22 protein-coding genes and 3 tRNA genes are annotated in these 25,645 nt (G+C 36.3%); 8 read left to right on the top strand and 17 right to left on the bottom strand.

What is annotated here, in order from left to right; genetic code table 11:
- Window positions 1-36: 36 nt before the first annotated feature.
- Genes M1F97_RS04440 through yfmF form a run of 7 tightly spaced genes read right to left on the bottom strand, consistent with a single transcriptional unit; the run spans window position 37 to window position 6,416 of the window.
- Window positions 37-831: an energy-coupling factor transporter transmembrane component T family protein gene (locus M1F97_RS04440; protein ID WP_169446895.1), complete on the bottom strand. Its 795-nt coding sequence runs from the start codon at window positions 829-831 to the stop codon at window positions 37-39.
- A complete protein-coding gene (locus M1F97_RS04435) occupies window positions 824-1,663 on the bottom strand; it encodes an energy-coupling factor transporter ATPase (protein WP_247944338.1) in 840 nt (279 codons plus the stop codon). The genes M1F97_RS04440 and M1F97_RS04435 overlap by 8 nt, the downstream gene beginning before the upstream one ends.
- The gene (locus M1F97_RS04430) at window positions 1,648-2,475 is read right to left on the bottom strand and encodes an energy-coupling factor ABC transporter ATP-binding protein (RefSeq protein ID WP_247944337.1); all 828 of its coding nucleotides are present in this window, start codon (window positions 2,473-2,475) and stop codon (window positions 1,648-1,650) included. The genes M1F97_RS04435 and M1F97_RS04430 overlap by 16 nt, the downstream gene beginning before the upstream one ends.
- Window positions 2,472-3,017: a CDP-diacylglycerol--glycerol-3-phosphate 3-phosphatidyltransferase gene (pgsA, locus tag M1F97_RS04425; protein WP_247944336.1), complete on the bottom strand. Its 546-nt coding sequence runs from the start codon at window positions 3,015-3,017 to the stop codon at window positions 2,472-2,474. Before pgsA ends, M1F97_RS04430 begins: the two co-directional genes overlap by 4 nt.
- 10 nt (window positions 3,018-3,027) lie before the next feature.
- Entirely contained in the window at window positions 3,028-3,849 is an 822-nt protein-coding gene (rodZ, locus tag M1F97_RS04420) for a cytoskeleton protein RodZ (RefSeq protein ID WP_169446892.1), read from the bottom strand.
- 36 nt (window positions 3,850-3,885) lie between these two features.
- Window positions 3,886-5,169: an EF-P 5-aminopentanol modification-associated protein YfmH gene (yfmH, locus tag M1F97_RS04415; RefSeq protein ID WP_247944335.1), complete on the bottom strand. Its 1,284-nt coding sequence runs from the start codon at window positions 5,167-5,169 to the stop codon at window positions 3,886-3,888.
- Window positions 5,166-6,416 (bottom strand): EF-P 5-aminopentanol modification-associated protein YfmF, encoded by a 1,251-nt coding sequence (yfmF, locus tag M1F97_RS04410; RefSeq protein WP_247944334.1) that lies wholly within the window; start codon window positions 6,414-6,416, stop codon window positions 5,166-5,168. The genes yfmH and yfmF overlap by 4 nt, the downstream gene beginning before the upstream one ends.
- 160 nt (window positions 6,417-6,576) lie before the next feature.
- Here yfmF and yaaA point away from each other — a divergent pair, with 160 nt between their 5' ends.
- Both yaaA and recF read left to right on the top strand, forming a co-directional pair.
- Entirely contained in the window at window positions 6,577-6,945 is a 369-nt protein-coding gene (yaaA, locus tag M1F97_RS04405; RefSeq protein WP_125449141.1) for a S4 domain-containing protein YaaA, read from the top strand.
- A 2-nt stretch (window positions 6,946-6,947) separates the two neighbouring features.
- Entirely contained in the window at window positions 6,948-8,039 is a 1,092-nt protein-coding gene (gene recF, locus M1F97_RS04400) for a DNA replication/repair protein RecF (RefSeq protein WP_247944333.1), read from the top strand.
- A 59-nt stretch (window positions 8,040-8,098) separates the two neighbouring features.
- Here the strand turns inward: recF and guaB are convergent, their stop codons facing one another.
- Both guaB and trpS read right to left on the bottom strand, forming a co-directional pair.
- On the bottom strand, window positions 8,099-9,577 hold the full coding sequence (gene guaB / locus M1F97_RS04395; RefSeq protein WP_169446888.1) for an IMP dehydrogenase: 1,479 nt from the start codon (window positions 9,575-9,577) through the stop codon (window positions 8,099-8,101).
- Between the two features lie 161 nt (window positions 9,578-9,738).
- Window positions 9,739-10,764: a tryptophan--tRNA ligase gene (trpS, locus tag M1F97_RS04390; RefSeq protein ID WP_169446887.1), complete on the bottom strand. Its 1,026-nt coding sequence runs from the start codon at window positions 10,762-10,764 to the stop codon at window positions 9,739-9,741.
- 195 nt (window positions 10,765-10,959) lie between these two features.
- Between trpS and M1F97_RS04385 the strand changes: the two genes are divergently transcribed.
- Entirely contained in the window at window positions 10,960-12,582 is a 1,623-nt protein-coding gene (locus tag M1F97_RS04385; RefSeq protein WP_000958774.1) for an ATP-binding cassette domain-containing protein, read from the top strand.
- Between the two features lie 61 nt (window positions 12,583-12,643).
- On the top strand, window positions 12,644-15,187 hold the full coding sequence (locus tag M1F97_RS04380; RefSeq protein ID WP_247944332.1) for a YfhO family protein: 2,544 nt from the start codon (window positions 12,644-12,646) through the stop codon (window positions 15,185-15,187).
- Window positions 15,188-15,216: 29 nt separating this feature from the next.
- Here M1F97_RS04380 and M1F97_RS04375 read toward each other — a convergent pair whose 3' ends face one another.
- Complete coding sequence (locus M1F97_RS04375) at window positions 15,217-17,871, bottom strand: YhgE/Pip domain-containing protein (RefSeq protein ID WP_247944331.1); 2,655 nt, start codon at window positions 17,869-17,871, stop codon at window positions 15,217-15,219.
- Between the two features lie 128 nt (window positions 17,872-17,999).
- On the opposite strand from M1F97_RS04375, the gene M1F97_RS04370 reads away from it, so the two are divergent.
- Complete coding sequence (locus tag M1F97_RS04370; protein ID WP_247944330.1) at window positions 18,000-18,542, top strand: TetR/AcrR family transcriptional regulator; 543 nt, start codon at window positions 18,000-18,002, stop codon at window positions 18,540-18,542.
- A 38-nt stretch (window positions 18,543-18,580) separates the two neighbouring features.
- Here the strand turns inward: M1F97_RS04370 and M1F97_RS04365 are convergent.
- The 7 genes from M1F97_RS04365 to rlmH all read right to left on the bottom strand — a co-directional run bounded on the left by M1F97_RS04365 (window position 18,581) and on the right by rlmH (window position 21,761).
- Window positions 18,581-18,654 (bottom strand) — tRNA-Asn (locus M1F97_RS04365).
- Window positions 18,655-18,659: 5 nt separating this feature from the next.
- Window positions 18,660-18,731, bottom strand: a tRNA-Glu gene (locus M1F97_RS04360).
- A 51-nt stretch (window positions 18,732-18,782) separates the two neighbouring features.
- Window positions 18,783-19,535: a competence system response regulator transcription factor ComE gene (comE, locus tag M1F97_RS04355; protein WP_084974735.1), complete on the bottom strand. Its 753-nt coding sequence runs from the start codon at window positions 19,533-19,535 to the stop codon at window positions 18,783-18,785.
- Window positions 19,532-20,851, bottom strand: coding sequence for a competence system sensor histidine kinase ComD (comD, locus tag M1F97_RS04350; RefSeq protein ID WP_125449717.1), 1,320 nt, complete (start codon window positions 20,849-20,851; stop codon window positions 19,532-19,534). Before comD ends, comE begins: the two co-directional genes overlap by 4 nt.
- Window positions 20,852-20,873: 22 nt before the next feature.
- A complete protein-coding gene (gene comC, locus M1F97_RS04345; protein ID WP_125449715.1) occupies window positions 20,874-20,999 on the bottom strand; it encodes a competence-stimulating peptide ComC in 126 nt (41 codons plus the stop codon).
- A gap of 165 nt (window positions 21,000-21,164) precedes the next feature.
- A tRNA-Arg gene (locus M1F97_RS04340) sits at window positions 21,165-21,238 on the bottom strand.
- A 43-nt stretch (window positions 21,239-21,281) separates the two neighbouring features.
- The gene (gene rlmH, locus M1F97_RS04335) at window positions 21,282-21,761 is read right to left on the bottom strand and encodes a 23S rRNA (pseudouridine(1915)-N(3))-methyltransferase RlmH (protein ID WP_247944329.1); all 480 of its coding nucleotides are present in this window, start codon (window positions 21,759-21,761) and stop codon (window positions 21,282-21,284) included.
- A gap of 184 nt (window positions 21,762-21,945) precedes the next feature.
- Between rlmH and M1F97_RS04330 the strand changes: the two genes are divergently transcribed.
- From M1F97_RS04330 to dnaA, 3 genes are all read left to right on the top strand, one after another.
- Window positions 21,946-23,136, top strand: a complete 1,191-nt coding sequence (locus M1F97_RS04330; protein ID WP_247944328.1) for a S1C family serine protease — start codon at window positions 21,946-21,948, stop codon at window positions 23,134-23,136.
- A gap of 57 nt (window positions 23,137-23,193) precedes the next feature.
- Entirely contained in the window at window positions 23,194-23,952 is a 759-nt protein-coding gene (locus M1F97_RS04325) for a ParB/RepB/Spo0J family partition protein (protein WP_169446882.1), read from the top strand.
- A 222-nt stretch (window positions 23,953-24,174) separates the two neighbouring features.
- Window positions 24,175-25,536 carry a chromosomal replication initiator protein DnaA gene (gene dnaA, locus M1F97_RS04320; protein ID WP_004244340.1) on the top strand — a complete coding sequence of 454 codons (1,362 nt, stop codon included), beginning with the start codon at window positions 24,175-24,177 and terminating at the stop codon, window positions 25,534-25,536.
- Window positions 25,537-25,645: the final 109 nt, after the last annotated feature.

The following is a 25,645-nucleotide window of genomic DNA, read 5'->3' as shown; positions in this document are numbered from 1 at the left end:
CTACTACTGTGATTTTTTATCAATCTTACAAATCCACTAAGATTTTAAGAAAAATAAGAGACATCCCAGCACCAGAATCACAAGAATCGCCAGTGTATCCTTTTGACTCCATCTCAACTGTCTATACTGGCTTCTGCCCTTTCCTCCCTGATAACCACGCGCTTCCATGGCAATTGCCAATGAATCTGCACGCTTTAAGCTCGTCGCAAAAAGAGGAATTAAAATCGGAATCATAGCCTTTACTTTTTGAACGATGCTTCCCTCACCAAAGTCAACTCCACGGGCCTTTTGAGCATTCATAATTCTCGTTGTGTCATCCATCAAGGTTGGAACAAAACGCAAACTCATTGATAACATGAGACCAATTTCATGAACGGGAACTTTCACGCGTTTCAGAGGCGCTAAAAGAGCTTCAACTGCAGCTGCCAGACTCAAAGGCATGGTCGTTAACGTTAGCAAAGTTGAAAAGAAAATAATCAACACAAAACGACAGAAAATGATTCCTGCTTGTTGCAAAGCATAATCCGTTATTTTTATAAAAGAAAACTCAAATAAGACATTTCCACTTGAAATGAAAAAGAGCTGAAAAAGAGTCGTAAAAGCAATTAAGAAGAACATGGACTTTAATCCCTGAACGAAAAATGAGAGGGAAACGCCCGACAAAGCGATAAATATACCTGTCGCTACAAAAAGAATGAGATTAGCGAGGGGATTATTAGCCCAAAATACAATCAAAATCAGCAGGATCATGGCGAGCAATTTGCTACGGGGATCCAAGCGATGAATGATGGAATCCCCTGGTATATAACGCCCTAAAATCATACTATCCATTTAGCGACTCCTTAAACTCCTCTATTCTGATTGGCAGTTTTTTAAAAGTTACACCCCTATCTGCCAAACGTTTACAAAAGGCTGTGATTTTAGGCACACCTAACTGCACATTTTCCATAAAGGCTACATCTTGAAAAACTTCACTCGGTTTGCCACTTTTGACTAAACACCCCTTTTCCATAACGTAGACCTGATCAGCATACTCAGCTACGTCATCCATCAAATGCGTTACCAGAACGATTGTCATTCCAGAAAGGTGGAGTTTTTTAAACAAGGCCATCAATTCTTTTCTGCCCAGAGGATCTAGCCCTGCTGTTGGCTCATCCAAAACCAAGACAGTTGGCTCCATGGCTAGCATACCTGCTATAGCCACACGTCTCATTTGGCCACCAGAAAGTTCAAAAGGACTGCGCTCAAAGAGTGACTCATCGATGCCCACCAAGGTTAACTTTTCACGCGCAATCTTCTTGGCCTCTTCCTCAGAAACTCCAAAATTTTGCGGTCCAAATGCAACATCTTTCAAAACAGTCTCTTCGAAAATCTGATTTTCAGCAAATTGAAACACTAGACCAACCTGCTTTCGAATCTGGCGAATTTCTTTATTGGTTGATGTAGGGGTAATGACAGTGTCAAAAACTCGAACAGAACCCTTACTTGGTACCAATAGGCCATTTAAAAGCTGTAAAATCGTCGATTTTCCACTACCTGTATGTCCTATCAAAGCTGTATAGGAGCCATCCTCAATCGTCAAGGAAACATCAGCCAAGGCTGATGAAGATAGGGGACTCCCCTCTTGATAGGTAAAGCTCACATTTTCTAGAGTAATTCCCATAACTTATCCTCTAGCTCTCCTTCTGTCAAATAGCCATCCGGCAACTGATAGCCAGTCTCTCTCAAAGATTCTCTCAATTGATTAGAAAAAGGCTCATCTAACCCTATCTGGTCAAGGTCATCCCGAGAAAAAAGTTCTCTTGGGCTGCTAGTTGACTCCACTTGGCCTTTTTTCATGACCAAGACACGGTCACTCATCGCAACTTCTTCTAAGTCATGTGTAATGGAGACGACTGTCATCTGGTGGTCTTTTCGAATCTCTTGAACTGTCTGAATCAGTTCTCTTCGTCCCTCGGGGTCCAACATACTTGTAGCCTCGTCCAAAATTAAAATAGCTGGTCTCAAGGCAACAACCCCTGCAATAGCCACCCGTTGTTTTTGTCCACCAGACAAACGAGCTGGTTCTCTTTTCTTAAAGTCCAGCATACCTACCAACTCCAAAGATTCAGCCACTCTCTTTTTCATTTCTTCACGAGGAAGTCCCTGATTTTCTAAACCAAAGGCAACATCATCTTCAACAGTTGCGCCCACAAACTGGTTATCTGGATTTTGAAAAACCATACCAATTTGACGACGCAAGTCCCAAACATTCTCAGAGGACAGCAATTGGCCATCTATCCAGATTTCCCCAGACTCTACTTCGAGCAAGCCATCAATCAAACGGATAGTTGTCGATTTTCCACTCCCATTATGACCTACAATCGAAAGCCATTCTCCCCGTTTCACGTGAAACGAGACATTATTAACATCATAATGATCCTGATCTTCCTTGTAACGAAAAGACAGATCTTTTACTTCAATAATCGATTTCATTTCGAACCAAATGTCCCTTTGAATACATGAGCGCTACCCTTGAAATAATCATAGCCAGAGTAGATAGTGAAAAACAAAGCTATATAAAGCAACAGCTGACCAATTAAATTCCAATGTAAGAGCAAAAAGATAATGGCAAACATCTGACTAAAGGTCTTGATTTTCCCTGGCATCGCTGCTGCTAGAACTGTCCCTCCCGTCTCAACAAGCAACAAACGCAAGCCTGTCACCGCAAGTTCACGACAGATGATAATAGCAACAACCCAAGCTGGAGTCATACCTAACTCAATCAACATGATAAAAGCTGACATAACCAACAGCTTATCGGCCATCGGATCAGCAAACTTTCCAAAGTTGCTGACTACATTCCATTTACGAGCAAGGTAGCCATCAAGATAATCCGTTATACTAGCAACTGCAAAGATGATCGCTGCTAGCAAATGACTGCCTTGTGAATGGCCCAAAGTCAAAATAAGAATAAAGAGAGGTATAAAGAGAATTCTACCAATAGTTAATACATTAGGAATTTGTTCTTTTTTCATTGATTTTTCCTTAATCTGTAGTAAATGTAAGTGTTACAGTTCCAGTCTGAGTTGTCAGCTTGGAAGTATCAATCATTTGATTGTCCACAGTCACAGTAACTCCCTTCACTACACCTAAAGTAATGGTAACGGGATTCTTAGTTGAAACTGTTGTTTTTGCATTCTTATTGTCTGCGGATAGTGTCACACCACCCTCCAGCTCACTTCCTGAAACACTTACCCAACTAGTTGCATCTGATACTGCCAGTTGAACAGTAGCGGTTTCCTTACTCGTTTTATACCGAGCTTCAATGCGGTTTCCTTCGCCTGACACTGTAATAGTTGATTCCGTAGTAGAAGACGAGCTAGATGTCTGACTACTAGAAGATGAACTAGATGAGGTTGTTGAACTAGTCGAGCTAACAACACTATAATTAGCTGAAGAAAGACTTGGCTGAGTTTGGATGTAGTTCCAAACATAGTAAGTGACAAAAATTAAAATTGACAAAGCAAATAGAACGAAATAAAACAAGGGGAGATAAGACGTTTTTTTCTTATTTGATCGTCTGCGACCAGACAAGTCTTCTTCGTCGACATCTACCTCTTCATAAGTGATCATACTACCTGAATCATAGGCATCCAAAATAATTCGTTCATCCAATTCAACCGCCCAAGCATATTTTCTTAAAAAAGAACGAGCATAGAAGGTACTAGGAAGTTGATCAAAATCATCAGCCTCCATAGCCTCTAATAAATTCATCTGAATATCCGTTTTTGCCTGCAGTTCTTCTATACTCAATCCCTGATTTATTCTGGCTAAACGAAGCACCTCACCAATTGTTTTTTTTCTCATACTTAGCATTCCTTCTTTCTAGGGTTACTTAATCTTTTAAGCTGGAAAGATTGTAAAATCAACTAGATCACCATCATCTATCAAACGATGACCTGCTTCAAGAACATCGTCTAAAGTAATTTCTTGTAAAATTTTTGGTAAATCAAAAATAGTTTCTCCTCTGTCGACTGGTTCATACTGTGTCGCAATAAACTCCAAGGAGTTCATACTACTGAAAAATTCCCCAAACATCTCACTCTTAACAAGATCGAGATGTTCCTCTGTAAGATCTGAATCTTTCGTAAAGTTGCGAATAGCCTTTCGAAATTGATGAGACAAAGAAACAGGTTCTTTCGTTTCCATCGTCAACATCACAAAATGAAAGCGGCTATTCACTTCTACCTCTAAGGACAGCGAGGCATCCAACTTCCCTGTCTCATATAACTTTTGAAATCGCTCAGAAGTCCAACCAAACAGCATCGTAAACAATAATTTTAGCAAAATATTATAACGGTAGCAATCTTCTTCTGACACCTCACCTGCTCCCCTAATTCCAACAGCAAGTTTTGGTGAAGAAACTTCCATCCGAAGGCTATCTGTTTCTTTGACAGCTTGTAAAGTAAGCTTCTCCTTCCTTAATACCATTTCTTCCAAGTTTCTAAGTTTTTTTTGCGAAAAATACTTCTCAACCGTACCTACATCAAAATTCCCAACTAAAAACAAAGACATATTGACAGGTTTGTAAAAGGCTGTAAAGTTATTTTTTAAGTCATTTAGCTGAATATTGTTAATTGATTTTTCACTTCCAACAATATCCGCTGCCAGAGGAGTATTGGGATAAAGATTTGCTAATGTTGCAAAAAACAGACGCGAATTTGGATCGTCTTGGTACATCTCACGTTCCTGTTGGATAATTTCCCTCTCTCTCTCAACTGACTCTTCTGTAAAATGAGCAACTGTTACCAATTCTTCAAGCAAATCCAAATTTTCTGATAAATGATCTATTGTTGAAAACAAATAACTCGTCTTTGTAAAACTTGTAAAAGCATTGCTATCAGCTCCCAAGCGTGTAAAAGACTCCATAATATCTTCAGCATTTTCTCTCTCAAACAGTTTGTGTTCAAGAAAATGTGCAATTCCAGCTGGATAACACTGTAAACCTTTTTTAGATAGTGTAAAACTTGTGTCTACTGATCCAAATCGAACTGTTACAACTCCATAAACTTCATTAAATTGTTTCTTAGGAAGGAGAGAAACTGTCAATCCATTTGATAGACGAGTCTGATAAACCGTCTCCTTTACAGCAGGATAGTATTTTTCTTCAAAGGTAACTGGTGTCATTCTATTCCTTCCATAAAGTATATCGCTTGTAACCGGACACTATTTGCTGCTTTGCAGATAGTTTCTTTATCAACTTGATTTAATTTTTCAATCCAATTGTCAAAATCTGAGGTAGATTTCCCTAACAAACTATTCAAGTAAACTCGCTCGATTAGTGAGGTCTGACTATCTTGCGCAAGCAATAAAGTTCTGCGAATCATCTCCCTGGTCTGTTCAATCTCCAAATCTGTAAAATTACCTTTTTTTAGTTCAAGTAATTGATGATTCATCAATTTTCTAGCTTGATTGCGCTTTTCTCGATCAATGCCAGCATACATCCTCAATTGACCACTAAATAAATCCAATTGACTGGAGATAGTGTAGGCTAGACCAGCATTTTCCCGAACATTCGTAAAAAGCTTAGAGTGAGCAAAACCACCTAACAGACCATTCATTACTACCATGGCCAAATGATGCTTGTCTCCATAGCTCGTAGAACAATGGTAAGCCAATTCCAAAACGGATTGGCCCACATTCTTACGAACCATTCCTTCCCGAAGGACATTTGAATATGGTTGCTTGTACTGAGGTTTGACATGGAGTTGACGCCCAGTAAAGGAGAATGACCTCAACCACTCCTTCACTTCTACTTCATTAAAATCGCCCAAGAAAAAGAAATCAATTCGATCATTTTTCAGAGCATCTTGAAAGCAAGTGTAGCTACTTTCCGGAGACTCATTTGAAATACGTTTTCGCAAATCACTGTATCTCAATTGAAGACGCTCATCATGGAAGAACAAGCTATCCAACTCCTTATGAGCAAAATAAAATGAATCATCCATATCAGTAGCTAAACTAGCCAATAATTGTTTTTTTTCAATTTCAAATAAGGCTGGCTCAAAAGCACCATCTTGAGCTAAGGGGGCAAATAAAGTCTGTCTTACCAGTTCAAAAATTTGAGAAGTCAAGACATTCTTTTTACTTAAAAAATCATCCCTCACATAGGTAAATGTCAGGTCAAGAATATGTACCTGTCCCCTACGATAAGCACTTGTGGAAATATCCGTTCCATACAAACTTGCCAAGTATCTGCGAAAAGCTTGAGATGTTGGGTGAGCTTTATTGGCAGTTTCCAACATACTTGCACTTAACATGCGTCCTGCTATTGTCTCAAGAGATAAGGGAACAGTAAAACGAACAGTAATTTTATTTGTTTTAAACTTTTTGGATTGAACAAAATGTGCTGAAATTCCAGGCACCAACTCCATACCTTACCTCCTTACATATAGAGTTCTATTATACCACGAAAATCAAAATTTTTCTTGTTCTCTTTATAGCTTTCAAAAGTAAAATCGTTTTCATTTTGACTGACTTTCCTTCAGATATTTCAGGGAAAATATGGTATAATACCAAAGATTGAGGTGAATTATGGAATACAAATTATTTGAAGAATTTATTACGCTCCAAGCCCTTCTAAAAGAGCTTGGAATTATACAGAGCGGTGGTGCTATTAAATCCTTTTTAATGGAACATCAAGTTTACTTTAATGGTGAATTAGAAAGTAGACGTGGGAAAAAAATCCGTATTGGAGATACAATTGACATCCCTGATTTAAAGATTGACATCACCTTGACACAACCAAGTTTAAAAGAGCAAGAAGAATACCAAGCAGATAAGATTGAAAAAGAGCGGATTGCTAAACTTGTCAAAGAGATGAATAAGGGTGTAAAGAAAGAAAAACAAAAAACTACTTTATCACCTAAAACCAAACAAGCTCCACGTTTTCCAGGAAGATAATCATGTGGCTCCAACATTTAACAATAAAAACCTTTCGAAACTACAAAGAGACGAAAATTGATTTTAATCCAAAATTAAACGTCTTTCTAGGTCAAAATGCACAAGGAAAGACCAATATTCTAGAAGCAATCTATTTCTTGGCCTTAACACGTAGTCATCGTACTCGAACAGATAAAAATCTCATTCATTTTGATGAAGAACAACTCCATCTTTCTGGCTTACTACAGAAAAAAACAGGCTCTATCCCTCTAGAAATTGATTTAACACCAAAAGGACGTGTGACTAAAGTCAATCACTTAAAACAAGCTCGCCTCTCAGACTATATCGGACATATGAATGTGGTTCTCTTCGCACCTGAAGATCTCCAGTTAATTAAAGGAGCGCCCTCCGTTCGTCGAAAGTTTATAGATATAGAACTGGGACAAATTAAACCAATCTACTTGTCAGACCTGTCAAACTATAACCATATACTCAAGCAAAGAAATACTTACCTAAAATCCAGTCAAAAGATTGACGAAACATTTTTGTTGGTCTTAGATGATCAGTTAGTAGAGTATGGTTGCCGCGTCATAAAGCATCGGATAAAATTCATTAAAGACTTAGAGAAATTTGGTCAAAAAAAACACTTAGAAATTTCAAATCAATCAGAAGAGTTGTCAATATCTTATCAATCAACTGTCAACTTCACTAATGAAGAAGTCTTAATGGATTCTTTTAAAATGGCTTTAGAGAAAAGTAGATCAAGAGATTTATTTAAAAAGAATACTGGTGTTGGTCCTCATCGAGATGATATTTCTTTTTATATCAATGATATGGATGCTAGTTTTGGAAGTCAAGGTCAACATCGTAGTCTTGTACTTTCTATCAAACTAGCAGAGATTGAACTAATGGAAAGCATTACTAACGAGTCTCCAATACTCTTGCTTGACGATGTTATGAGCGAACTTGACAACACACGACAACTAAAATTACTAGAAACTATTTCACAATCTATCCAAACCTTCATTACAACAACAAGTTTAGACCACTTGCAAAACTTACCAGAAAATCTTAGTATTTTCAATATCCAAAACGGTAAAATATCTGTAAATTAAAATTGACACCTTTGTAAACAAAAAAGAACTCCTGAAATTCAGGAGTTCTTTTTTGTTTCTTACATGGAGTAGTTTGGTGCCTCATTAGTAATTTGAACATCATGTGGGTGACTTTCTTTGAGACCAGCACCTGACATTTCAATAAATTGAGCGTTGTCGTGCAATTCTTTAAGGTTAGCTGCACCACAGTAACCCATACCAGAGCGAATACCACCAATCATTTGGAAGACAATATCAGCTGCTGCACCTTTATAGGCAACACGACCTTCAATTCCTTCTGGAACAAGTTTGTTTGCTTCATTGACAGAACCTTGGAAGTAACGGTCACTTGAACCTTTCTTCATTGCAGCGATTGATCCCATACCACGGTAAGTCTTAAATTTACGTCCTTGGAAGATTTCCGTTTCACCTGGTGCCTCGTCTGTTCCAGCAAACATTGATCCAAGCATAACTGCATTTCCACCTGCGGCGAGGGCTTTTACAATATCTCCAGAATATTTGATTCCACCATCAGCAATAATCGTTTTTCCATATTCACGCGCAACTGCTGCCGCATCATAAATTGCTGTCACTTGTGGGACACCCACACCTGCAATCACACGAGTAGTACAGATAGAACCTGGTCCGATACCGACTTTGACAACATCCACACCCGCATCATAAAGAGCACGCGCACCTTCTGCAGTTGCAATATTACCAGCAATCAAAGTGCGATCTGGGAAGTGAGCACGAATCTCAGCAATTTTACGTAGAACCCCAGCAGAGTGACCATGCGCAGTATCAATAACAATTGCGTCAGCACCTGCTTCAAAAAGGGCTTCGGCACGTTCAAATGTATCTGAAGTGACACCTACCGCACCTGCAACTAGTAGACGACCAAACTCATCTTTAGCAGCATTTGGAAACTCAATAACTTTTTCAATATCCTTAATAGTAATCAAGCCAGAAAGACGGCCTTCTTCGTCAACCAAAGGAAGTTTTTCAATACGATGTTCTTGAAGAATATGTTCAGCTGTTGCAAGATCTGTGCCAACAGGAGCCGTGACAAGATTTTCACTGGTCATATGGTTTGAGATTGGTTGATTGTAATCTGAAATAAAGCGAAGATCTCGGTTTGTTAGAATACCAACCAATTTACGATTTTCAAGTGTCTCCACAACTGGAATACCACTGATACGGTAGCGTCCCATCAGCTCGTCTGCTTCAGCAATAGTGTGTTCTGGAGTCAAGAAGAATGGATCAATAATGACACCATTTTCAGAACGTTTTACCTTGCGAACTTCATCTGCCTGTTGTGCAATAGACATATTTTTATGGATTACTCCAAGACCACCCGCACGAGCAATGGCAATAGCCATTTGACTTTCTGTGACTGTATCCATGGCGGCTGTAATAATTGGGATATTTAAAGTCAGATTATCTGCCAATTTTGTTGTTAAATCTGCATCATTAGGCAACACATGACTTTCTGCTGGAATGAGCAATACATCATCAAAGGTAAAACCTTTTTTCAAAAATTTAGTATCCCAATTAGACATTGAAGTTTCCTCTTTTCTTTCTTTTGAGCTTGACTCTTTTTGTATTGTATCTATCATACCATTCTATGAAAATTTGTCAATTATATTTATGGCAGAAAACATAAAAAAACTATCTCTATGATTCTATGGAAGAGATAGTTTTACGATTCATATTTTATCTATTATTTGAAATAATTTAGCCCCATTGCTTCCTTAACCTCAGACAGAGTTTGCCCTGCAACTTCACGAGCTTTTTCACTTCCTTTTTGAAGCATATTGTACACTTCACCCATATCCTTAGCAAATTCGATACGGCGCTCACGAATAGGACCAAGTTCCCGTTCTAATATTTCAAGTAGATAGCGTTTCGTCTTCACATCACCAAGACCACCACGTTGATAATGTTCTTTCATATCCGCAATTTCTTGAGCATCTTCTGGACGACCAAACACATCTAGATAATGGAAAACCATATTTCCTTCAATCTTACCGGGATCCTCAACCCGAATATGATCCGGGTCTGTATACATACTCATGACTTTTTTACGCAAAGTATCGGCATCATCGGCTAGATAAATACCATTATTGAGTGATTTAGACATTTTAGCATTTCCATCTAATCCAGGTAGTCGACCTGCTCTCTCATTTTCTGGATAAATACCTTCTGGCTCAACCAATACATCACAATTATAAGCATTGTTAAAGGAACGAACAATTTCACGAGTTTGTTCAATCATTGGTTTTTGGTCTGTTCCTACAGGAACATAATTAGCCTTAAAGGCTGTGATGTCCGCTGCCTGAGCGATTGGATAAACCAGAAAACCTGTTGGAATACTTTCTCCAAATCCTTTTTGAGCAATCTCTGTTTTTACTGTCGGATTACGCTCCAAACGAGCTAGTGATACCAAGTTCATATAGTACATAGACAGCTCAGCCAACTCTGGAATCTGACTTTGAATGAAAATAGTTGATTTACTTGGATCCAATCCAACTGCTAGGTAATCCAAGGCAACATTCCCAATAGACTCTACAATCGTTTGAGGATCCTTAGCGTGATCTGTCAGTGCTTGTTGGTCCGCCAAAAAAACAAACATCTCATACTTATCTTCTTCCTGTAGTAATACTCTATTTTTTAGACTACCAACATAATGTCCAATATGCAGTTTACCTGTTGGACGGTCTCCTGTTAAAATAATGGGTTTCGTCATTTTTTTCTCCTTCGAAATGGTCTCTTCAATTATAGCATTTTTTTGTTAAAATAACAGAAAATTATTTAAATCAAAGAGCTTATTCACTGTAAATAAAATTGTAAACTTAGTTTACATAAAATTGACAAATAAAAATTTGAATATTTCACTCTTTTCTAGTAGAATAAATATATTACATATTATAGGAGAAAAACATTGCTTACAGTATCTGATGTTTCACTACGTTTTAGTGATCGCAAACTTTTTGATGATGTCAACATCAAATTTACAGAAGGAAATACATACGGATTAATTGGTGCTAATGGTGCTGGGAAGTCTACATTCTTAAAAATTTTAGCTGGTGATATCGAACCTACAACTGGTCACATCTCTCTTGGTCCAGATGAACGTCTCTCTGTTCTCCGTCAAAATCACTTTGACTATGAAGATGAACGTGCAATTGATGTCGTTATCATGGGAAATGAAAAACTTTATAGCATTATGAAAGAGAAAGATGCTATTTACATGAAGGAAGATTTTTCCGATGAAGATGGTGTTCGTGCAGCTGAACTCGAAGGGGAGTTTGCTGAACTTGGAGGTTGGGAAGCAGAGAGTGAAGCATCTCAACTACTTCAAAACCTAAACATTCCTGAAGAATTGCACTATCAAAACATGAGTGAATTGGCCAATGGTGAAAAAGTAAAAGTTCTCCTTGCCAAAGCACTTTTTGGCAAACCAGATGTTCTTCTCTTGGACGAGCCAACCAACGGTTTGGACATCCAATCAATTACATGGCTAGAAGACTTCTTGATTGACTTTGATAACACAGTTATCGTAGTATCCCACGACCGCCACTTCCTAAACAAAGTATGTACTCACATGGCCGACCTTGACTTTGGAAAAATCAAACTCTATGTTGGAAACTATGACTTCTGGAAGGAATCTTCTGAGCTTGCTGCTAAATTGTTAGCAGACCGTAATGCCAAAGCGGAAGAAAAAATTAAGCAATTGCAAGAATTCGTTGCTCGTTTCTCTGCTAATGCTTCTAAATCAAGACAGGCAACATCTCGTAAAAAAATGCTTGACAAGATTGAACTAGAAGAAATTGTGCCATCCAGTCGTAAATATCCATTTATCAACTTTAAAGCAGAGCGTGAAATTGGTAATGATCTCTTGACAGTAGAAAATCTAACTGTCAAGATTGATGGTGAAACTATCTTGGATAATATTAGTTTCATCTTGCGTCCAGGTGATAAGACAGCTCTTATTGGACAAAATGACATCCAAACGACTGCATTAATTCGTGCAATCATGGGTGACATTGACTATGAAGGAACTGTCAAGTGGGGAGTTACTACTAGCCGTTCTTACTTGCCAAAAGATAACTCGGCCGATTTTGCAGGAGGAGAGTCAATCCTTGACTGGTTGCGTCAATTTGCAAGTAAAGAAGAAGATGACAATACTTTCCTACGTGGTTTCCTTGGTCGTATGCTCTTTTCTGGTGATGAGGTTAACAAACCTGTAAACGTCTTGTCAGGGGGAGAAAAAGTACGTGTCATGCTTTCAAAACTCATGCTCTTGAAATCAAATGTCCTTGTACTTGATGATCCAACAAATCATTTGGACTTGGAATCTATCTCAAGCTTGAACGATGGATTGAAAAACTTTAAAGAATCCATCATCTTTGCCAGTCATGATCACGAGTTCATTCAAACTTTGGCAAACCATATTATTGTTTTGTCTAAGAATGGTGTCATTGATCGTATTGATGAAACCTATGACGAATTCCTAGAAAATGCAGAAGTACAAGCAAAAGTTAAAGAACTTTGGAAAGACTAAATAAGACTTCAAAACTCAGTTGGGTTAACCAACTGAGTTTTCTATCATTCTACGAGGTAACATGAAATCATTTTTAAAAACATATTGGACCTATTTTATTTCTTTCATCATTCCTGTAGTGATTATGTCTGGAGTATATCTATCTCAAGGTATCTACTGGAATAGTGATACATCCCCACTATTAGGAGATGGTTTCCATCAATACGTTATTTTTGATGTGGCTTTACGGAATATTCTACATGGAAATGGTAGTTTGTTTTACACCTTTACAAGTGGCCTCGGACTGAATTTCTATGCTCTATCTAGTTATTACTTGGGTAGTTTTCTCTCACCTCTAGTTTACTTTTTTAATCTGTCGAATATGCCAGATGCTGTATATCTGACCACTCTATTAAAATTTGGATTGATTGGTCTGTCAACCTTCTTTAGTTTGAATAAATTATTTAAAGATATCCCAAAATTTTTAAAACTGGCCTTATCCACCTCCTATGCTCTGATGAGCTTTACCGTCAGTCAGTTAGAGATAAAAACCTGGCTAGATGTTTTTATCTTGATTCCTTTAATTATAACTGGTTTACACCTACTTATAACAGAAAATAAGCGCCTACTATACTTTACAAGTCTGTCAATCTTGTTTATTCAAAACTATTATTTTGGATATATGACAGCATTGTTTCTTATTTTCTGGTATCTCTGCCAAATTTCATGGGACTTTAAAAATCGAAAATCATCTTTTCTTGATTTTGTTGTTACTTCCTTTTTAGCAGGAATGGCTAGTTTGATTATGACTCTTCCTACATTGTTTGATTTACAAACTCATGGGGAGAAGTTAACTGCCATCACAAAATTAAAGACAGACAGTAGCTGGTATTTAGATATTTTCGCAAAACAATTCATTGGATCTTTTGATACAACTAAGTATGGATCTATACCAATGATTTTTGTTGGACTGCTTCCTTTTATTTTAACCATTCTATTTTTCACAATAAAATCTATTAAGTTTCACGTGAAACTTATCTATGCAATCTTCTTCACTTTTTTAATAACAAGCTTTTACATAGAGGCACTTGATTTATTTTGGCAGGGGATGCATACCCCAAATATGTTTTTGCATCGCTATGCTTGGATCTTTTCTACTCTGTTAATTTATACTGCAGCAGAAGTCTTAAATCGCCTGAAAGAACTGAAGCTCTGGAATCTATTTATCTCACTTTTTCTTGTACTAACAGGATTCTTGGCTACCGTATACTTTAAATCACACTATTCTTTTTTAACAGATTTGAATATCTTACTCACTCTTGAATTTTTCCTAGTTTATTCACTTTTACTCCTTGCAGTCATCAGAAAATTTATCTCTGTAAATCTATTTGCAATTCTTTTGTCTTTATTTATAACAGCTGAGATAAGCTTAAACGCTTCATCTCAAATGGAAGGAATCGCTAAAGAATGGGCCTTTGCTTCTCGTAGCGCCTATAATAGAGATATCATTGCTATGGAATCCATTATAAATCAAATTGACAATCCATTTACACGTACTGAGAAACTGCAAATTCAAACTGGAAATGACAGTATGAAATTTAACTACAATGGAATCTCTCAATTTTCATCTGTTCGAAATCGTTCAGCTAGCACTAGTTTGGACAAACTTGGATTCAAATCCTCTGGAACCAACCTCAATCTCCGTTATGCAAATAACAGTATTTTGGCGGACAGTTTATTTGGAATCCAGTACAACATTTCAGAAACTCCCCTTGATAAATATGGATTTCAAGAGATTTATCAAAAGGATCATTTAACCTTATATAAAAATCAACTTTCCCTCCCCATTGCTTTTGCTACTCAATCTATTTACACAGATGTAAACTTTAACAATCACACTCTGGATAATCAGGCTTTGTTTATAAACCAGCTTGCTAATCTCAACTTAGATTACTTCTCCCAAATAACATATGATAAAACAGATAATTCTGAAGGTTTAACGAGCATCACAGGTTCTGCGAATGAAGATGCAAAGATTGATTATCAAATTGAGGTTCCTCAAAATAGTCAAGTATATCTCTCTTTTTCAAATCTTCATTTTACAAACGATAAGCAAAAGAAAGTTGACATCCTTGTCAATGGAGAAAAAAAGACTTTTACAACTGACAATGCCTTTAACTTCTTTAATGTAGGTTATACTGAAGAACAAAAAACTTTCAATATCAGTGTTAGTTTCCCTGGAAATTCTCAGGTGTCATTTGAATCTCCAACCTTCTATCGTTTAGATACTCAAGCTTTGACTGAGGCAATCCAGAAGATTAAAGAACAACCTGTAGAAGTATCCACCTCTAAAAATAAAGTCTTTGCTACATATGAAGTAAAACAAGATACCTCTATTTTCTTCACTATTCCTTATGACAAAGGTTGGTCTGCATACCAAGATGGGAAAAAACTTGAAATCAAGCAGGCTCAAACTGGTTTTATGAAAGTTGATGTTCCAAAGGGAAAAGGCACCATTACACTTTCCTTTATCCCCAATGGTCTTGTTATTGGAGCAGTCTGCTCACTAACTGCCCTTCTACTTTTTGGAATCTATAATCACAGACGAAATTCATCTATGACATAAAAAATCGACCACTTACTTGGTCGATTTTTTTAATCTTCTTGCATCTTCTTAGGCTGATAAGCCAGCATGCCTAGAGCAGTAAAGAAAGCTAGTGTTATAATAAGGAAAATCACTTGGTGATGAATATTTCCTGTCATAGAGATTGTTTGTCGTAAGCCTGATACAGAGTAACTCATTGGTAACCATGGATTGATACCTTTAAAGAAATCATTTGTCAAAGCAAGTGGATAAGTCCCTGCACTTGATGCTAACTGTAATAATAGTAAAATAAGAGAGAAGAAGGCTCCTAAACGGCTATTCCAAGTTGTTAAAGCTGTCACCATAGACATAAAAGCTAAACTTGTGATTATAATTAAAATTAAGGTTTTCATCTCATGGTTAGCAGTTAAACCAATCAGATGGACACCTCCATAAACTAAAACACCTGCTAAGACAGCTATAATTCCATTTATTTCAGATCGAGACTTCAACCAAGCCCAACGACTCTCTGGGTGACGTCCAGAAGGCAGCTTCGCAAAAATCATATTGGTAGATATAGCAGCAACAAAAAGAGCAACTGATATCATATAAGGAGCCATGGCAATACCATTTACAGAAACTTGGTCATTATCTCTTTTTGAGAGAACTAGAGGATCAGATAATGTTTCTGCATTTTCAGATTCTGTTGATGCTGATTTGAGCTGATTATTAGCATTTCCTAATCCTTGTCCTAATGAATCAACTCCTGTATGTAAATCTTCAAGACCAGAGGTTAAGGTTGTTCCACCTTCTGCTAGTTTTCCAGCACCATCTGCAATCTTCATAGCACCACTTCCTAGTTGGGATGCTGCAGAAAGTAACTGTGTTGATTTGTCTGTTAATTGACCAGAGCCAAATTGTAATTTAGTAAGACCTGCTATTAACTCTGGACTCTTATTATTCAATTGAGCAGAACCAGATGACAAACTTTCTATACCTGATACTAATTCTGGAGCTTTTCCAGCTAACGCATCTACTCCATCTGTCAAGGTTGATGTATTTTGTGTCAACTTACTTGATCCAGAAACTAATTGATCTAGACTAGTTGTTAAGTTTGCATTCTTTTCACTCAGTTTATTGGCACCTATAGAAATAGCATCCAGTCTTTTAGTATAGTTTACAACTCCTTTTTCAATTGACTGACTTCCTGGAACCAACTGATTATCTACAGCAGTTTGCAATTTTGTAAATCCATTTGACAAGGTTGTCAAGGAGCTAGATGCTTCAGGTAAGAGTTTATTTGCCTTCGTCTGCACATCAGATAGATTAGAGACTTGTTGTTCTGAATTCTCTATACTTTCTTTCAATCCTCCTACTGTCGTTAAAATTGTTTTTGCTGACTCAATAGTAGAACTAGAATTTTTAGAAATAGCTTCTGTCAGTTCTTTCTTTTGTTCCTCTGTAAGAGATTGATAAGTAGCTGTTGATTGAAGGTTAGCAATGGTTTTCTCTTGTTCTGTCTGACTTTTGATCACAATATCCTGTGCAAGAGTTGTTAGATTTGGCAAAGCTTCTGATAATGTCTTTTTCAGTTGAGTATTATCTGCTATCGTAAGAGCTTGTAGTGTTTTATTCAGTTCTCCTAGACTAGTTGCCAATTGAGTAATTTGTTCATTTTGTTGAGATGAGGACTTTAATTGACTTGAAATTTCTTTAATACCAGTGTTTAATTGCTCTATTCCATCTCTTAGTGTATCTGATTGATTGGATAATTGACTTGTTCCATTAGAAAGTTTCTCTACACTACTTGTATAAGCATTTACACCAACTGAAAATTGATTGAGACCTACATTCAGTTGTGAAACCCCACTTGTGTAGGACTTTATACCTGTATTTAGCTGATTTACACCTGCCACCAACTCAGGAGTTTTGGAAGCTAATTGACCTAGTCCAGTGTCAACCTGTGAGACAGCATTTGTATAACTTTGTAAACCACTATTAAAAGTCCCTAAACCAAGATGTAATTGCTCTATGGCAGATACATAGGCAGACAAGCCTTTTGTAAATTGATTAGCTCCATTTGAAAAAGTTACAGTTGAGTTTGCTAGAGTATTAAGATTTGCAGATAATGTTTGACTTCCCATCACCAACTGATTCGCTCCATTAGCCAGTTGTTCACTTCCATCAGCTGCCTTGTTTACTCCAGACTTCAAGTCATTCATTTTTTGAAATAAAGCCTTGGTATACGTTTCAGTTACATTAGTAGAAACGGTTTGTTTTAATTGTGTCATTGCAGAATCACTCATCTTGCTAGCGATAAAACTATGTCCACTTGAAGTCTGATAATCAATCTGCATCTGTTCAGGATGATTTGTTAGGATAGAAGCAGCTTTTTCAGACAAGTCACTTGGTAAAGTCACTACCATGTAGTAGTCACCATCTTCTAGGCCTTTTTCCCCCTCCTCTTCATTAACAAAATGAAAATCCAAAGCCTTATTTTCTTTTAAATTAGACACCATGTCTTCCCCTATTGTCATTGTCTGTCCATTATAAGAAGCTTCCTTATCTTTATTGACAACTGCCACAGGTAACTCCGATACTTGACCATATGGATCCCACATGGATGATAAAAATATAATGTTGTATAGAGCTGGGATGAGAGAAATTCCTATCATTACAATGATAAATGTCGGTTTTTTAAATATTGCTTTCCATTCTTTAAACATATTTCCTCCTTTTTTTAAACATATTGTCTAAAATTTTGATATAATAGATTATACATCAAAAAATCCAAATTACAAGGTAAAAAATCATTTTTTAGACATATTGTCTAATTTGTCTACAAGGAGGAAGTATGAAAGAAAGTAACAAACGCTTAAAAACAAAACGAATTATCGAAAATGCCATGGTTCAATTATTGATGAACCAGCCCTTTGATCAAATTTCTACGGTCAAGTTAGCTGAAAAAGCCGGAATTAGTCGTTCCAGCTTTTACACTCACTACAAGGATAAGTATGATATGATTGAACATTACCAAAGTAAACTATTTCATACCTTTGAGTATATTTTCCAAAAACATGCTCATCATAAAAGAGATGCTATTTTAGAAGTATTTGAATATTTAGAGTCTGAGCCACTCTTGGCTGCTCTTTTATCTGAAAATGGGACAAAAGAAATTCAAAATTTCTTGAGAAATAAGCTTCACATTATGCTTAGCACAGACCTTCAGAAGCGCTTTATGAAACTACAACTCAATCCAATTGAACTCGAATATAGTAGCATTTATCTAACAAATGCCCTATTTGGTGTTTGCCAGACTTGGATTGCTCACGGAAAAAAAGAAAGCCCGCAAGAAATGACAGACTTCCTTATGAAAATGTTAGGCGATATAAACTAAGAATAAAAAGAACACCGGGTGGTGTTCTTTTTATCTGACTCCGCCAGTAGGACTCGAACCTACGACATCATGATTAACAGTCATGCGCTACTACCAACTGAGCTATGGCGGATAAAATAGTCCGTACGGGATTCGAACCCGTGTTACCGCCGTGAAAAGGCGGTGTCTTAACCCCTTGACCAACGGACCATCTATCTGTAGCAGATATAACCATTATATCAATTTCTTACTAATTGTCAATTACTTTTTAGATTTTTTCTCCAGAATATCTCTCAGTTTGCGAACTTTCAAACGAGTGATGGGGCAGCGATGATCTTCATAAAAGACAACTTCTAGATTCTTTCGATCAATTTCTCTAACATTTCCAATATTGATTAGGAAAGATTTATGAGGAGAATAAAATCGCTGGGTATATTTGTCCTTTTCTTGAATATCTGTCATTGTTCCATAGAACTCTTTGGCAAAATTCTTACCAATAATCCGCAACTTATGAGAAACACCTGTGGTTTCGATATACAAAATATCATGGTAAGGGATTTTCAAATCATTTCCCTTATAGTTGTAATCAAAATAGTCTACAACATCTTCGTTTTCAAGCAGCATGCTCTTAGTGTAAAAAATACTCTGCTCGATACGTTTTTTGAATAATTCATCATTGATGTCTTTGTCTACAAAATCTAGAGCTGATACCTGGTATTTATAAGTTAAAGTAGCAAATTCAGATCGACTGGTAATAAAGACAATAATAGCATAAGGATTGTGATGGCGGATAAACTGAGCTACTTCAAAGCCCTTTTTCTCAATTCCATGAATATCGATATCTAGGAAATAAAGCTGGTTTACTTCATCATTTTCAATATATTCCTTAAATTCACGAACTTTTCCTGTTGTCTTATAAGAAATAGGAATATTTGATTCCTCCGAGATTTCATTCAATATTCTCTCAAGTCTCACTTGATGCTCAATAACATCTTCTAAAATTAGTACTTTCATTCAAATTCCCTCTTAAATCTAATAATTTGTCTAAATGTGTTGTCTTCCATCTCTGTTTCCAAAATAATGTTGTCATACTTATCTAAAATCTCTTTGACATTATTAAGCCCTAGACCTCTATTTCTTCCCTTGGTAGAGAAACCTAAGGCAAATAAGTCTTCTGAAGGCGTCATAGTGATTTTACATGAATTCTGGATGACTATAACTGTTTCAAAATCCATTTTAATGACTGCAACTTCAATTTGTTTCAAGTAACTATCTGCGGCACCTTCAACAGCATTGTTTAATAAAATACTCATGATACGAACAAGATCAAGTAAATCTATTGACAGTCTAGTAATGATATCCTTTACTTCCAATGTAAACTCTACATCATTTTTTCGTGCATAGACAATCGATTGAGCAATTAAACTTCGTAAAGCAGAATCTTCTATATTATTTAAATCAAAGTAAGTATATTTTTCTGACCTCAATTTCTGATTTGCTTTTACTAGGACTTCATTGTAAACCCTGTTAATTTCTTGTAAATCTCCACTGTCAATCGCCATTTGCATGCTGACAAGCATCCCTGCATAGTCATGACGAAAACCTCGAATTTCATTATATAACTCCACAATTTCGTCAGTATAAGTCTGTAAATGTTTTTGTTCAAATTTCTTTTGTTTTAGAGCAATCTCTTTTTCAATTTGAACCTTGTAAGAGTTCATTGCAAAGAAGGTTAAAAGGAGCCCAACAAAAACTACGGATGATAAAATACTTCCAAAACTATTTAAATGAGAAATAGTACTCACGATATCTGAAATAAAAGAGACGATATGCAGGAAGATAAATACATATAGCACTTTTTTCAAAAAAGAATAGAGATATTCTTTGTCAAAATATTTAAGTTCTAGGTTGAAATAGGTAATAATTTTTTTAATTATAAAATAGGTTAATAACAAAACTACCAAAAAGAAAAGATCTTCATGTTGTAATGCTAATTGATCTCCTGTTATAGAGGATAAAGTTACCGATATGAATGTATGGGTAGTGTGATATAAAAGAGAAATTAATAAACTAATAAAAATTCCTTTATACTTATCATATTTCTTTAATCCTCTTAAATAACCATATATCACTAAAGGGAATAAAAATTTCTCTCCCCCTAATCCATGTAAAGATACAAAATAAAAGAAAAATTCAACTACTAACTGTAATATAAATAGCCAAATGCTGAACACATATAATTCTTTTTTAGTTGTTTTACAAATCCATTCATAATTTCTGCTAAGAATAAAAAGACCTAGAATAACTATTGCCAATCCGAATAAATTCATTATTTCCTACCCTAATTTTTAATTATTTTCTTTTTTGAAAAAGAAGACTACGTATTACGTCTGGAATTCTCCTTTCCCCACCTTGAATCTCCTGCAATTCTTTCTCTGTAAGCTTTTTGAACTGTTCCAATTTAACTGTGTTTTTCATAATAAAATCTCCTGTATTGTTTTTCTTGTAAATTAACTTACAAGTTTATTATACAAAATGAAGATTATCTAAGAAAAATTTCTTCTCAACTGCACTGTTTTGTACCTGAAATGCACTTTTTTAAGAAAAAAGCTGGGAGTAATCCCAGCTTTTTCTCTAATGTACTGATCCCAGCAGGATTCGAACCTGCGACCGTTCGCTTAGAAGGCGAATGCTCTATCCAGCTGAGCTATGAGACCTAACATGACCATTCTATCAAAAAATAAGAGGTAAGTCAATCTTCTATTTATGATAAGGGGATCCCTGCTGAATGGTAAAAGCACGATAAATTTGTTCAACAAGAACTAATCTCATTAACTGATGTGGCAAGGTCAAACGTCCAAAACTAACAGAAAGATTCGCTCGATGCTTGACAGCAGGGGATAGTCCCAGACTTCCACCAATAATAAATGTAAGGGTAGAAAATCCCTTTATAGAAGCCTGTTCCAGCTGTCTACTGAATTCTTCTGAAGAGAGAGTTTTTCCTTCAATTGCCAACACAACAACAAAATCTCTTTCTCCAACTTTAGAAAGAATTCGATTTCCCTCTATTTCTAATATTTTGTGATTTTCTGACTCACTTGCCTTATCTGGAGTTTTTTCATCAGCTAGCTCAATGATTTCTACAGTGGCGAAACGTGAAATTCGTTTAGTATATTCAGCAATACCATCTTTAAGGTATTTTTCCTTCAGTTTTCCAACTGTTACAATTTTTATTTTCATTCTTCTATTCTAACATATTCACACTTCATTTCACATCTTATTCACAAAAAATTATATAGGAAAACAAGCAAATTCACAGAATAACGTAAGTTATCCACAACTTGTGTAAAACTTCTACCTTTAAGCTTGAATTAAGTTAATAGATTTATACTTTAATCAAATAAAAAAACAAACGGAGGCGTTTATGAAACACTTACAAAAATTTTACAAAAAAGGAGTTACCTTTCTTATCATCATTCTGATAGGATTTTTGAGTGGTGCCCTAGGAAGTTTTGTGACACTGCAACTTTATCAAAAACAAGTAAGTCAAGCCACAAATAACACTACAAACACTGTTACTCAGACTTCCTACAAAAATGAAAATGCAACAACTCAGGCCGTTAATAAGGTAAAAGATGCCGTTGTGTCGGTCATCACTTATTCAGCAAATCGGCAAAATAGTGTTTTTGGAAATGACGAGACAGATACGGATACCGACTCTCAACAGGTAGCAAGTGAAGGTTCTGGTGTTATTTACAAAAAGAATGGGAAAGATGCCTACCTTGTGACAAATACCCACGTTATTCAAGGAGCTTCAAAAGTTGATATCCGTTTAGCAGACGGTACAAAAGTTCCTGGTGAAATTGTCGGTTCTGATACGTTCTCTGATATTGCTGTCGTAAAAATTTCTTCAGAAAAAGTCACAACCGTAGCAGAATTTGGAGATTCTAGCAAACTAAATGTTGGTGAGACTGCAATCGCAATTGGTAGTCCTCTAGGATCAGAATATGCCAATACAGTTACCCAAGGAATCATTTCAAGTCTCAATCGAAATGTCTCTCTAAAATCTCAAGATGGTCAAGCGATTTCTACAAAAGCTATTCAGACAGATACTGCTATTAACCCTGGTAACTCTGGTGGTCCACTTGTAAACATTCAGGGCCAAGTTATCGGGATTACATCAAGTAAAATTGCAAGTAATGGTGGAACCTCTGTCGAAGGTCTTGGTTTTGCAATCCCATCAAATGATGCTCAAAATATTATTAAACAGCTTGAAAGTGACGGTAAAGTGACTCGCCCTGCTCTTGGAATTCAAATGGTTAATTTAGCTAATATCGGAGCTAGTGATCTTAGAAAACTCAATATTCCAAGTAGCGTAACTTCTGGTGTAGTGGTAAAATCTGTTCAAAGTAATATGCCTGCATCTGGTCACCTTGAAAAATACGACGTTATTACCAAAGTTGACGACAAGGAGATTTCTTCGTCAACAGATTTACAGAGTGCTCTTTACAACCATTCTATCGGAGACACCATTAAAATCACCTACTATCGAAATGGGAAAGAGGAGACTACAACTGTTAAACTAGATAAAAGTACAAGTGATTTAGAATCTTAATTGACATCAGTGTAAAGAAAACTTTACATATAATAAAAGATATGTTAGTGTAGAATCATGGAAAAATTTGAAATGATTTCTATCTCGGAAATACAAAAAAATCCCTATCAACCTCGAAAAGAATTTAATGCAGATAAACTAAGGGAATTGACTGAGTCAATCAAAGAAAATGGGGTCATCCAACCCATCATCGTTCGTCAATCTCCTGTAATTGGTTATGAAATCCTTGCAGGAGAGAGACGATATCGGGCTTCTCTCTTGGCTGGTCTGACTTCTATTCCAGCCGTTGTGAAACACCTCTCAGATCAGGAAATGATGATTCAGTCTATCATTGAGAATTTACAGAGAGAAAACTTGAATCCGGTTGAAGAGGCACGCGCCTACGAATCTTTGGTAGAAAAAGGATTTACTCACACTGAGATAGCGGATAAAATGGGAAAATCTCGTCCTTATATCACTAATTTTATTCGTTTGCTTTCCCTACCAGAGCACATCTTATCTGAAGTAGAAAATGGAAAAATTTCTCAAGCTCATGCACGTTCACTAGTTGGTTTGGATAAAGAGCAACAAGACTATTTTTTTCAACTAATTAAAAATGAAGACATCTCTGTGAGAAAGTTAGAAACACTGCTGACAGAGAAAAAACAAAAGAAGCAGAAAAAAAATGATTCTTTCATCAAAGATGAGGAAGATAAATTAAAAAAACTACTTGGATTAAATGTAGAAATTAAACTTTCTAAAAAAGATACTGGAAAGGTTATTATTTCTTTTTCAAGCCAAGAAGAATATGACAGAATTATCAACAGCCTGAAATAAGGCTGTTCTTTTATTTTTTCAACTCACAAATTTATCCACTATTTTTTATAACAAAAAACCAAGGAATTCAAAGAATTCCTCACTTATCCCCAACCTGTGGATAAAAAATATAAACATTGTGGATTCTTTTCCACAGATTGTGGAAAAATGCTAGCATCTATGGTAAAATAAGTCTAACAGTAAACCTTTTTACATCAGATATAGCAAAGGAGGGGATAATTGGTGAAAGAAAAACAATTTTGGAATCAAATCTTGGAATTGGCTCAAGAAAGATTGACACGTTCTATGTACGATTTCTACGCCACACCTGCTGAACTCATAAAAGTGGAGGGAAATGTAGCTACTATCTTTTTACCTAGACCTGAAATGGAAATGGTTTGGAAAAAACAACTCAAAGATATCATTGTGGCTGCTGGTTTTGAAGTTTATGATACTGAAATAAAAACTCAATTTGTCTTAACAAAGCCTGAGGAAGAATCTTCAACCTATGTCATGGATTCTGAAAATAGCAATCATTATGTTGCTTCACAGGCCAATCTTGCTATTCCATATTCTGAAACAGGATTGAAGGAAAAATATACCTTTGATAACTTTATTCAAGGAGATGGGAATATCTGGGCTAAGTCTGCTGCTCTGGCTGTTTCCGAAGACCTCGCATTGACTTATAATCCCCTTTTCATTTATGGTGGTCCTGGACTAGGGAAAACCCACTTACTGAATGCTATCGGAAATGAAATTCTAAAAAATATTCCTGAAGCTCGTGTTAAGTATATTCCTGCTGAAAGTTTTATCAACGACTTTCTTGAGCATCTGAGGCTCGGGGAAATGGAAAAATTTAAAAAAACTTACCGAAGCCTTGATCTCTTACTGATTGATGATATCCAATCTCTCAGTGGCAAAAAGGTTGCAACTCAAGAAGAATTTTTCAATACTTTCAACGCTCTTCATAGCAATCAAAAACAAATCGTTCTGACTAGTGACCGAAGTCCTAAACATTTAGAAGGACTTGAGGAAAGACTTGTCACGCGCTTTAGCTGGGGATTGACTCAAAATATCACCCCTCCTGACTTTGAGACACGTATCGCCATTCTTCAAAGTAAAACGGAACATTTAAACTACCATTTCCAGAGTGATACCCTAGAATATCTGGCTGGTCAATTTGATTCAAATGTTCGAGAATTGGAAGGAGCAATTAACGATATCACTTTAATTGCCAGAGTAAAGAAGATTAAAGACATCACTATTGATATTGCTGCAGAGGCTATTAGAGCTCGCAAACAAGATGTTAGCCAACTGCTAGTCATTCCAATTGACAAAATCCAAACTGAAGTTGGTAATTTTTATGGAGTGAGTGTCAAAGAAATGAAGGGGACGAGACGAGTTCAAAACATCGTTTTGGCGCGTCAAGTAGCCATGTATCTAGCTAGAGAACTGACAGATAATAGTCTTCCAAAAATTGGAAAAGAATTCGGAGGAAAGGATCACACCACCGTTATTCATGCCCATGCTAAAATTAAATCCTTGATTGACGAAGACGATAATTTACGCTTAGAAATCGAAGCAATCAAAAAGAAAATTAAATAATTTGTGGATAACTTTTCCTTTTCTATCTTTTTTATCCACATTTTTTAAACAAGCTTAAAAGTCTGAAATTACTAAATAGAAATCAGTTTTCCACAGAATTCACACACTC

Source organism: Streptococcus oralis (assembly GCF_023110435.1).
Lineage (GTDB): Bacteria > Bacillota > Bacilli > Lactobacillales > Streptococcaceae > Streptococcus > Streptococcus oralis_CF.
Note: the sequence above shows the minus strand (reverse complement) of the source record. Positions and strands in the feature narration are given on the sequence as shown.

What these genes read in the sequence shown, in the direction of transcription:
- M1F97_RS04440 (WP_169446895.1), bottom strand. Translation starts at nt 831, where the DNA reads ATGGATAGTATGATTTTAGGGCGTTATATACCAGGGGATTCCATCATT.
- M1F97_RS04435 (WP_247944338.1), bottom strand. Translation starts at nt 1,663, where the DNA reads ATGGGAATTACTCTAGAAAATGTGAGCTTTACCTATCAAGAGGGGAGT.
- M1F97_RS04430 (WP_247944337.1), bottom strand. Translation starts at nt 2,475, where the DNA reads ATGAAATCGATTATTGAAGTAAAAGATCTGTCTTTTCGTTACAAGGAA.
- pgsA (WP_247944336.1), bottom strand. Translation starts at nt 3,017, where the DNA reads ATGAAAAAAGAACAAATTCCTAATGTATTAACTATTGGTAGAATTCTC.
- rodZ (WP_169446892.1), bottom strand. Translation starts at nt 3,849, where the DNA reads ATGAGAAAAAAAACAATTGGTGAGGTGCTTCGTTTAGCCAGAATAAAT.
- yfmH (WP_247944335.1), bottom strand. Translation starts at nt 5,169, where the DNA reads ATGACACCAGTTACCTTTGAAGAAAAATACTATCCTGCTGTAAAGGAG.
- yfmF (WP_247944334.1), bottom strand. Translation starts at nt 6,416, where the DNA reads ATGGAGTTGGTGCCTGGAATTTCAGCACATTTTGTTCAATCCAAAAAG.
- yaaA (WP_125449141.1), top strand. Translation starts at nt 6,577, where the DNA reads ATGGAATACAAATTATTTGAAGAATTTATTACGCTCCAAGCCCTTCTA.
- recF (WP_247944333.1), top strand. Translation starts at nt 6,948, where the DNA reads ATGTGGCTCCAACATTTAACAATAAAAACCTTTCGAAACTACAAAGAG.
- guaB (WP_169446888.1), bottom strand. Translation starts at nt 9,577, where the DNA reads ATGTCTAATTGGGATACTAAATTTTTGAAAAAAGGTTTTACCTTTGAT.
- trpS (WP_169446887.1), bottom strand. Translation starts at nt 10,764, where the DNA reads ATGACGAAACCCATTATTTTAACAGGAGACCGTCCAACAGGTAAACTG.
- M1F97_RS04380 (WP_247944332.1), top strand. Translation starts at nt 12,644, where the DNA reads ATGAAATCATTTTTAAAAACATATTGGACCTATTTTATTTCTTTCATC.
- M1F97_RS04375 (WP_247944331.1), bottom strand. Translation starts at nt 17,871, where the DNA reads ATGTTTAAAGAATGGAAAGCAATATTTAAAAAACCGACATTTATCATT.
- M1F97_RS04370 (WP_247944330.1), top strand. Translation starts at nt 18,000, where the DNA reads ATGAAAGAAAGTAACAAACGCTTAAAAACAAAACGAATTATCGAAAAT.
- comE (WP_084974735.1), bottom strand. Translation starts at nt 19,535, where the DNA reads ATGAAAGTACTAATTTTAGAAGATGTTATTGAGCATCAAGTGAGACTT.
- comD (WP_125449717.1), bottom strand. Translation starts at nt 20,851, where the DNA reads ATGAATTTATTCGGATTGGCAATAGTTATTCTAGGTCTTTTTATTCTT.
- comC (WP_125449715.1), bottom strand. Translation starts at nt 20,999, where the DNA reads ATGAAAAACACAGTTAAATTGGAACAGTTCAAAAAGCTTACAGAGAAA.
- rlmH (WP_247944329.1), bottom strand. Translation starts at nt 21,761, where the DNA reads ATGAAAATAAAAATTGTAACAGTTGGAAAACTGAAGGAAAAATACCTT.
- M1F97_RS04330 (WP_247944328.1), top strand. Translation starts at nt 21,946, where the DNA reads ATGAAACACTTACAAAAATTTTACAAAAAAGGAGTTACCTTTCTTATC.
- M1F97_RS04325 (WP_169446882.1), top strand. Translation starts at nt 23,194, where the DNA reads ATGGAAAAATTTGAAATGATTTCTATCTCGGAAATACAAAAAAATCCC.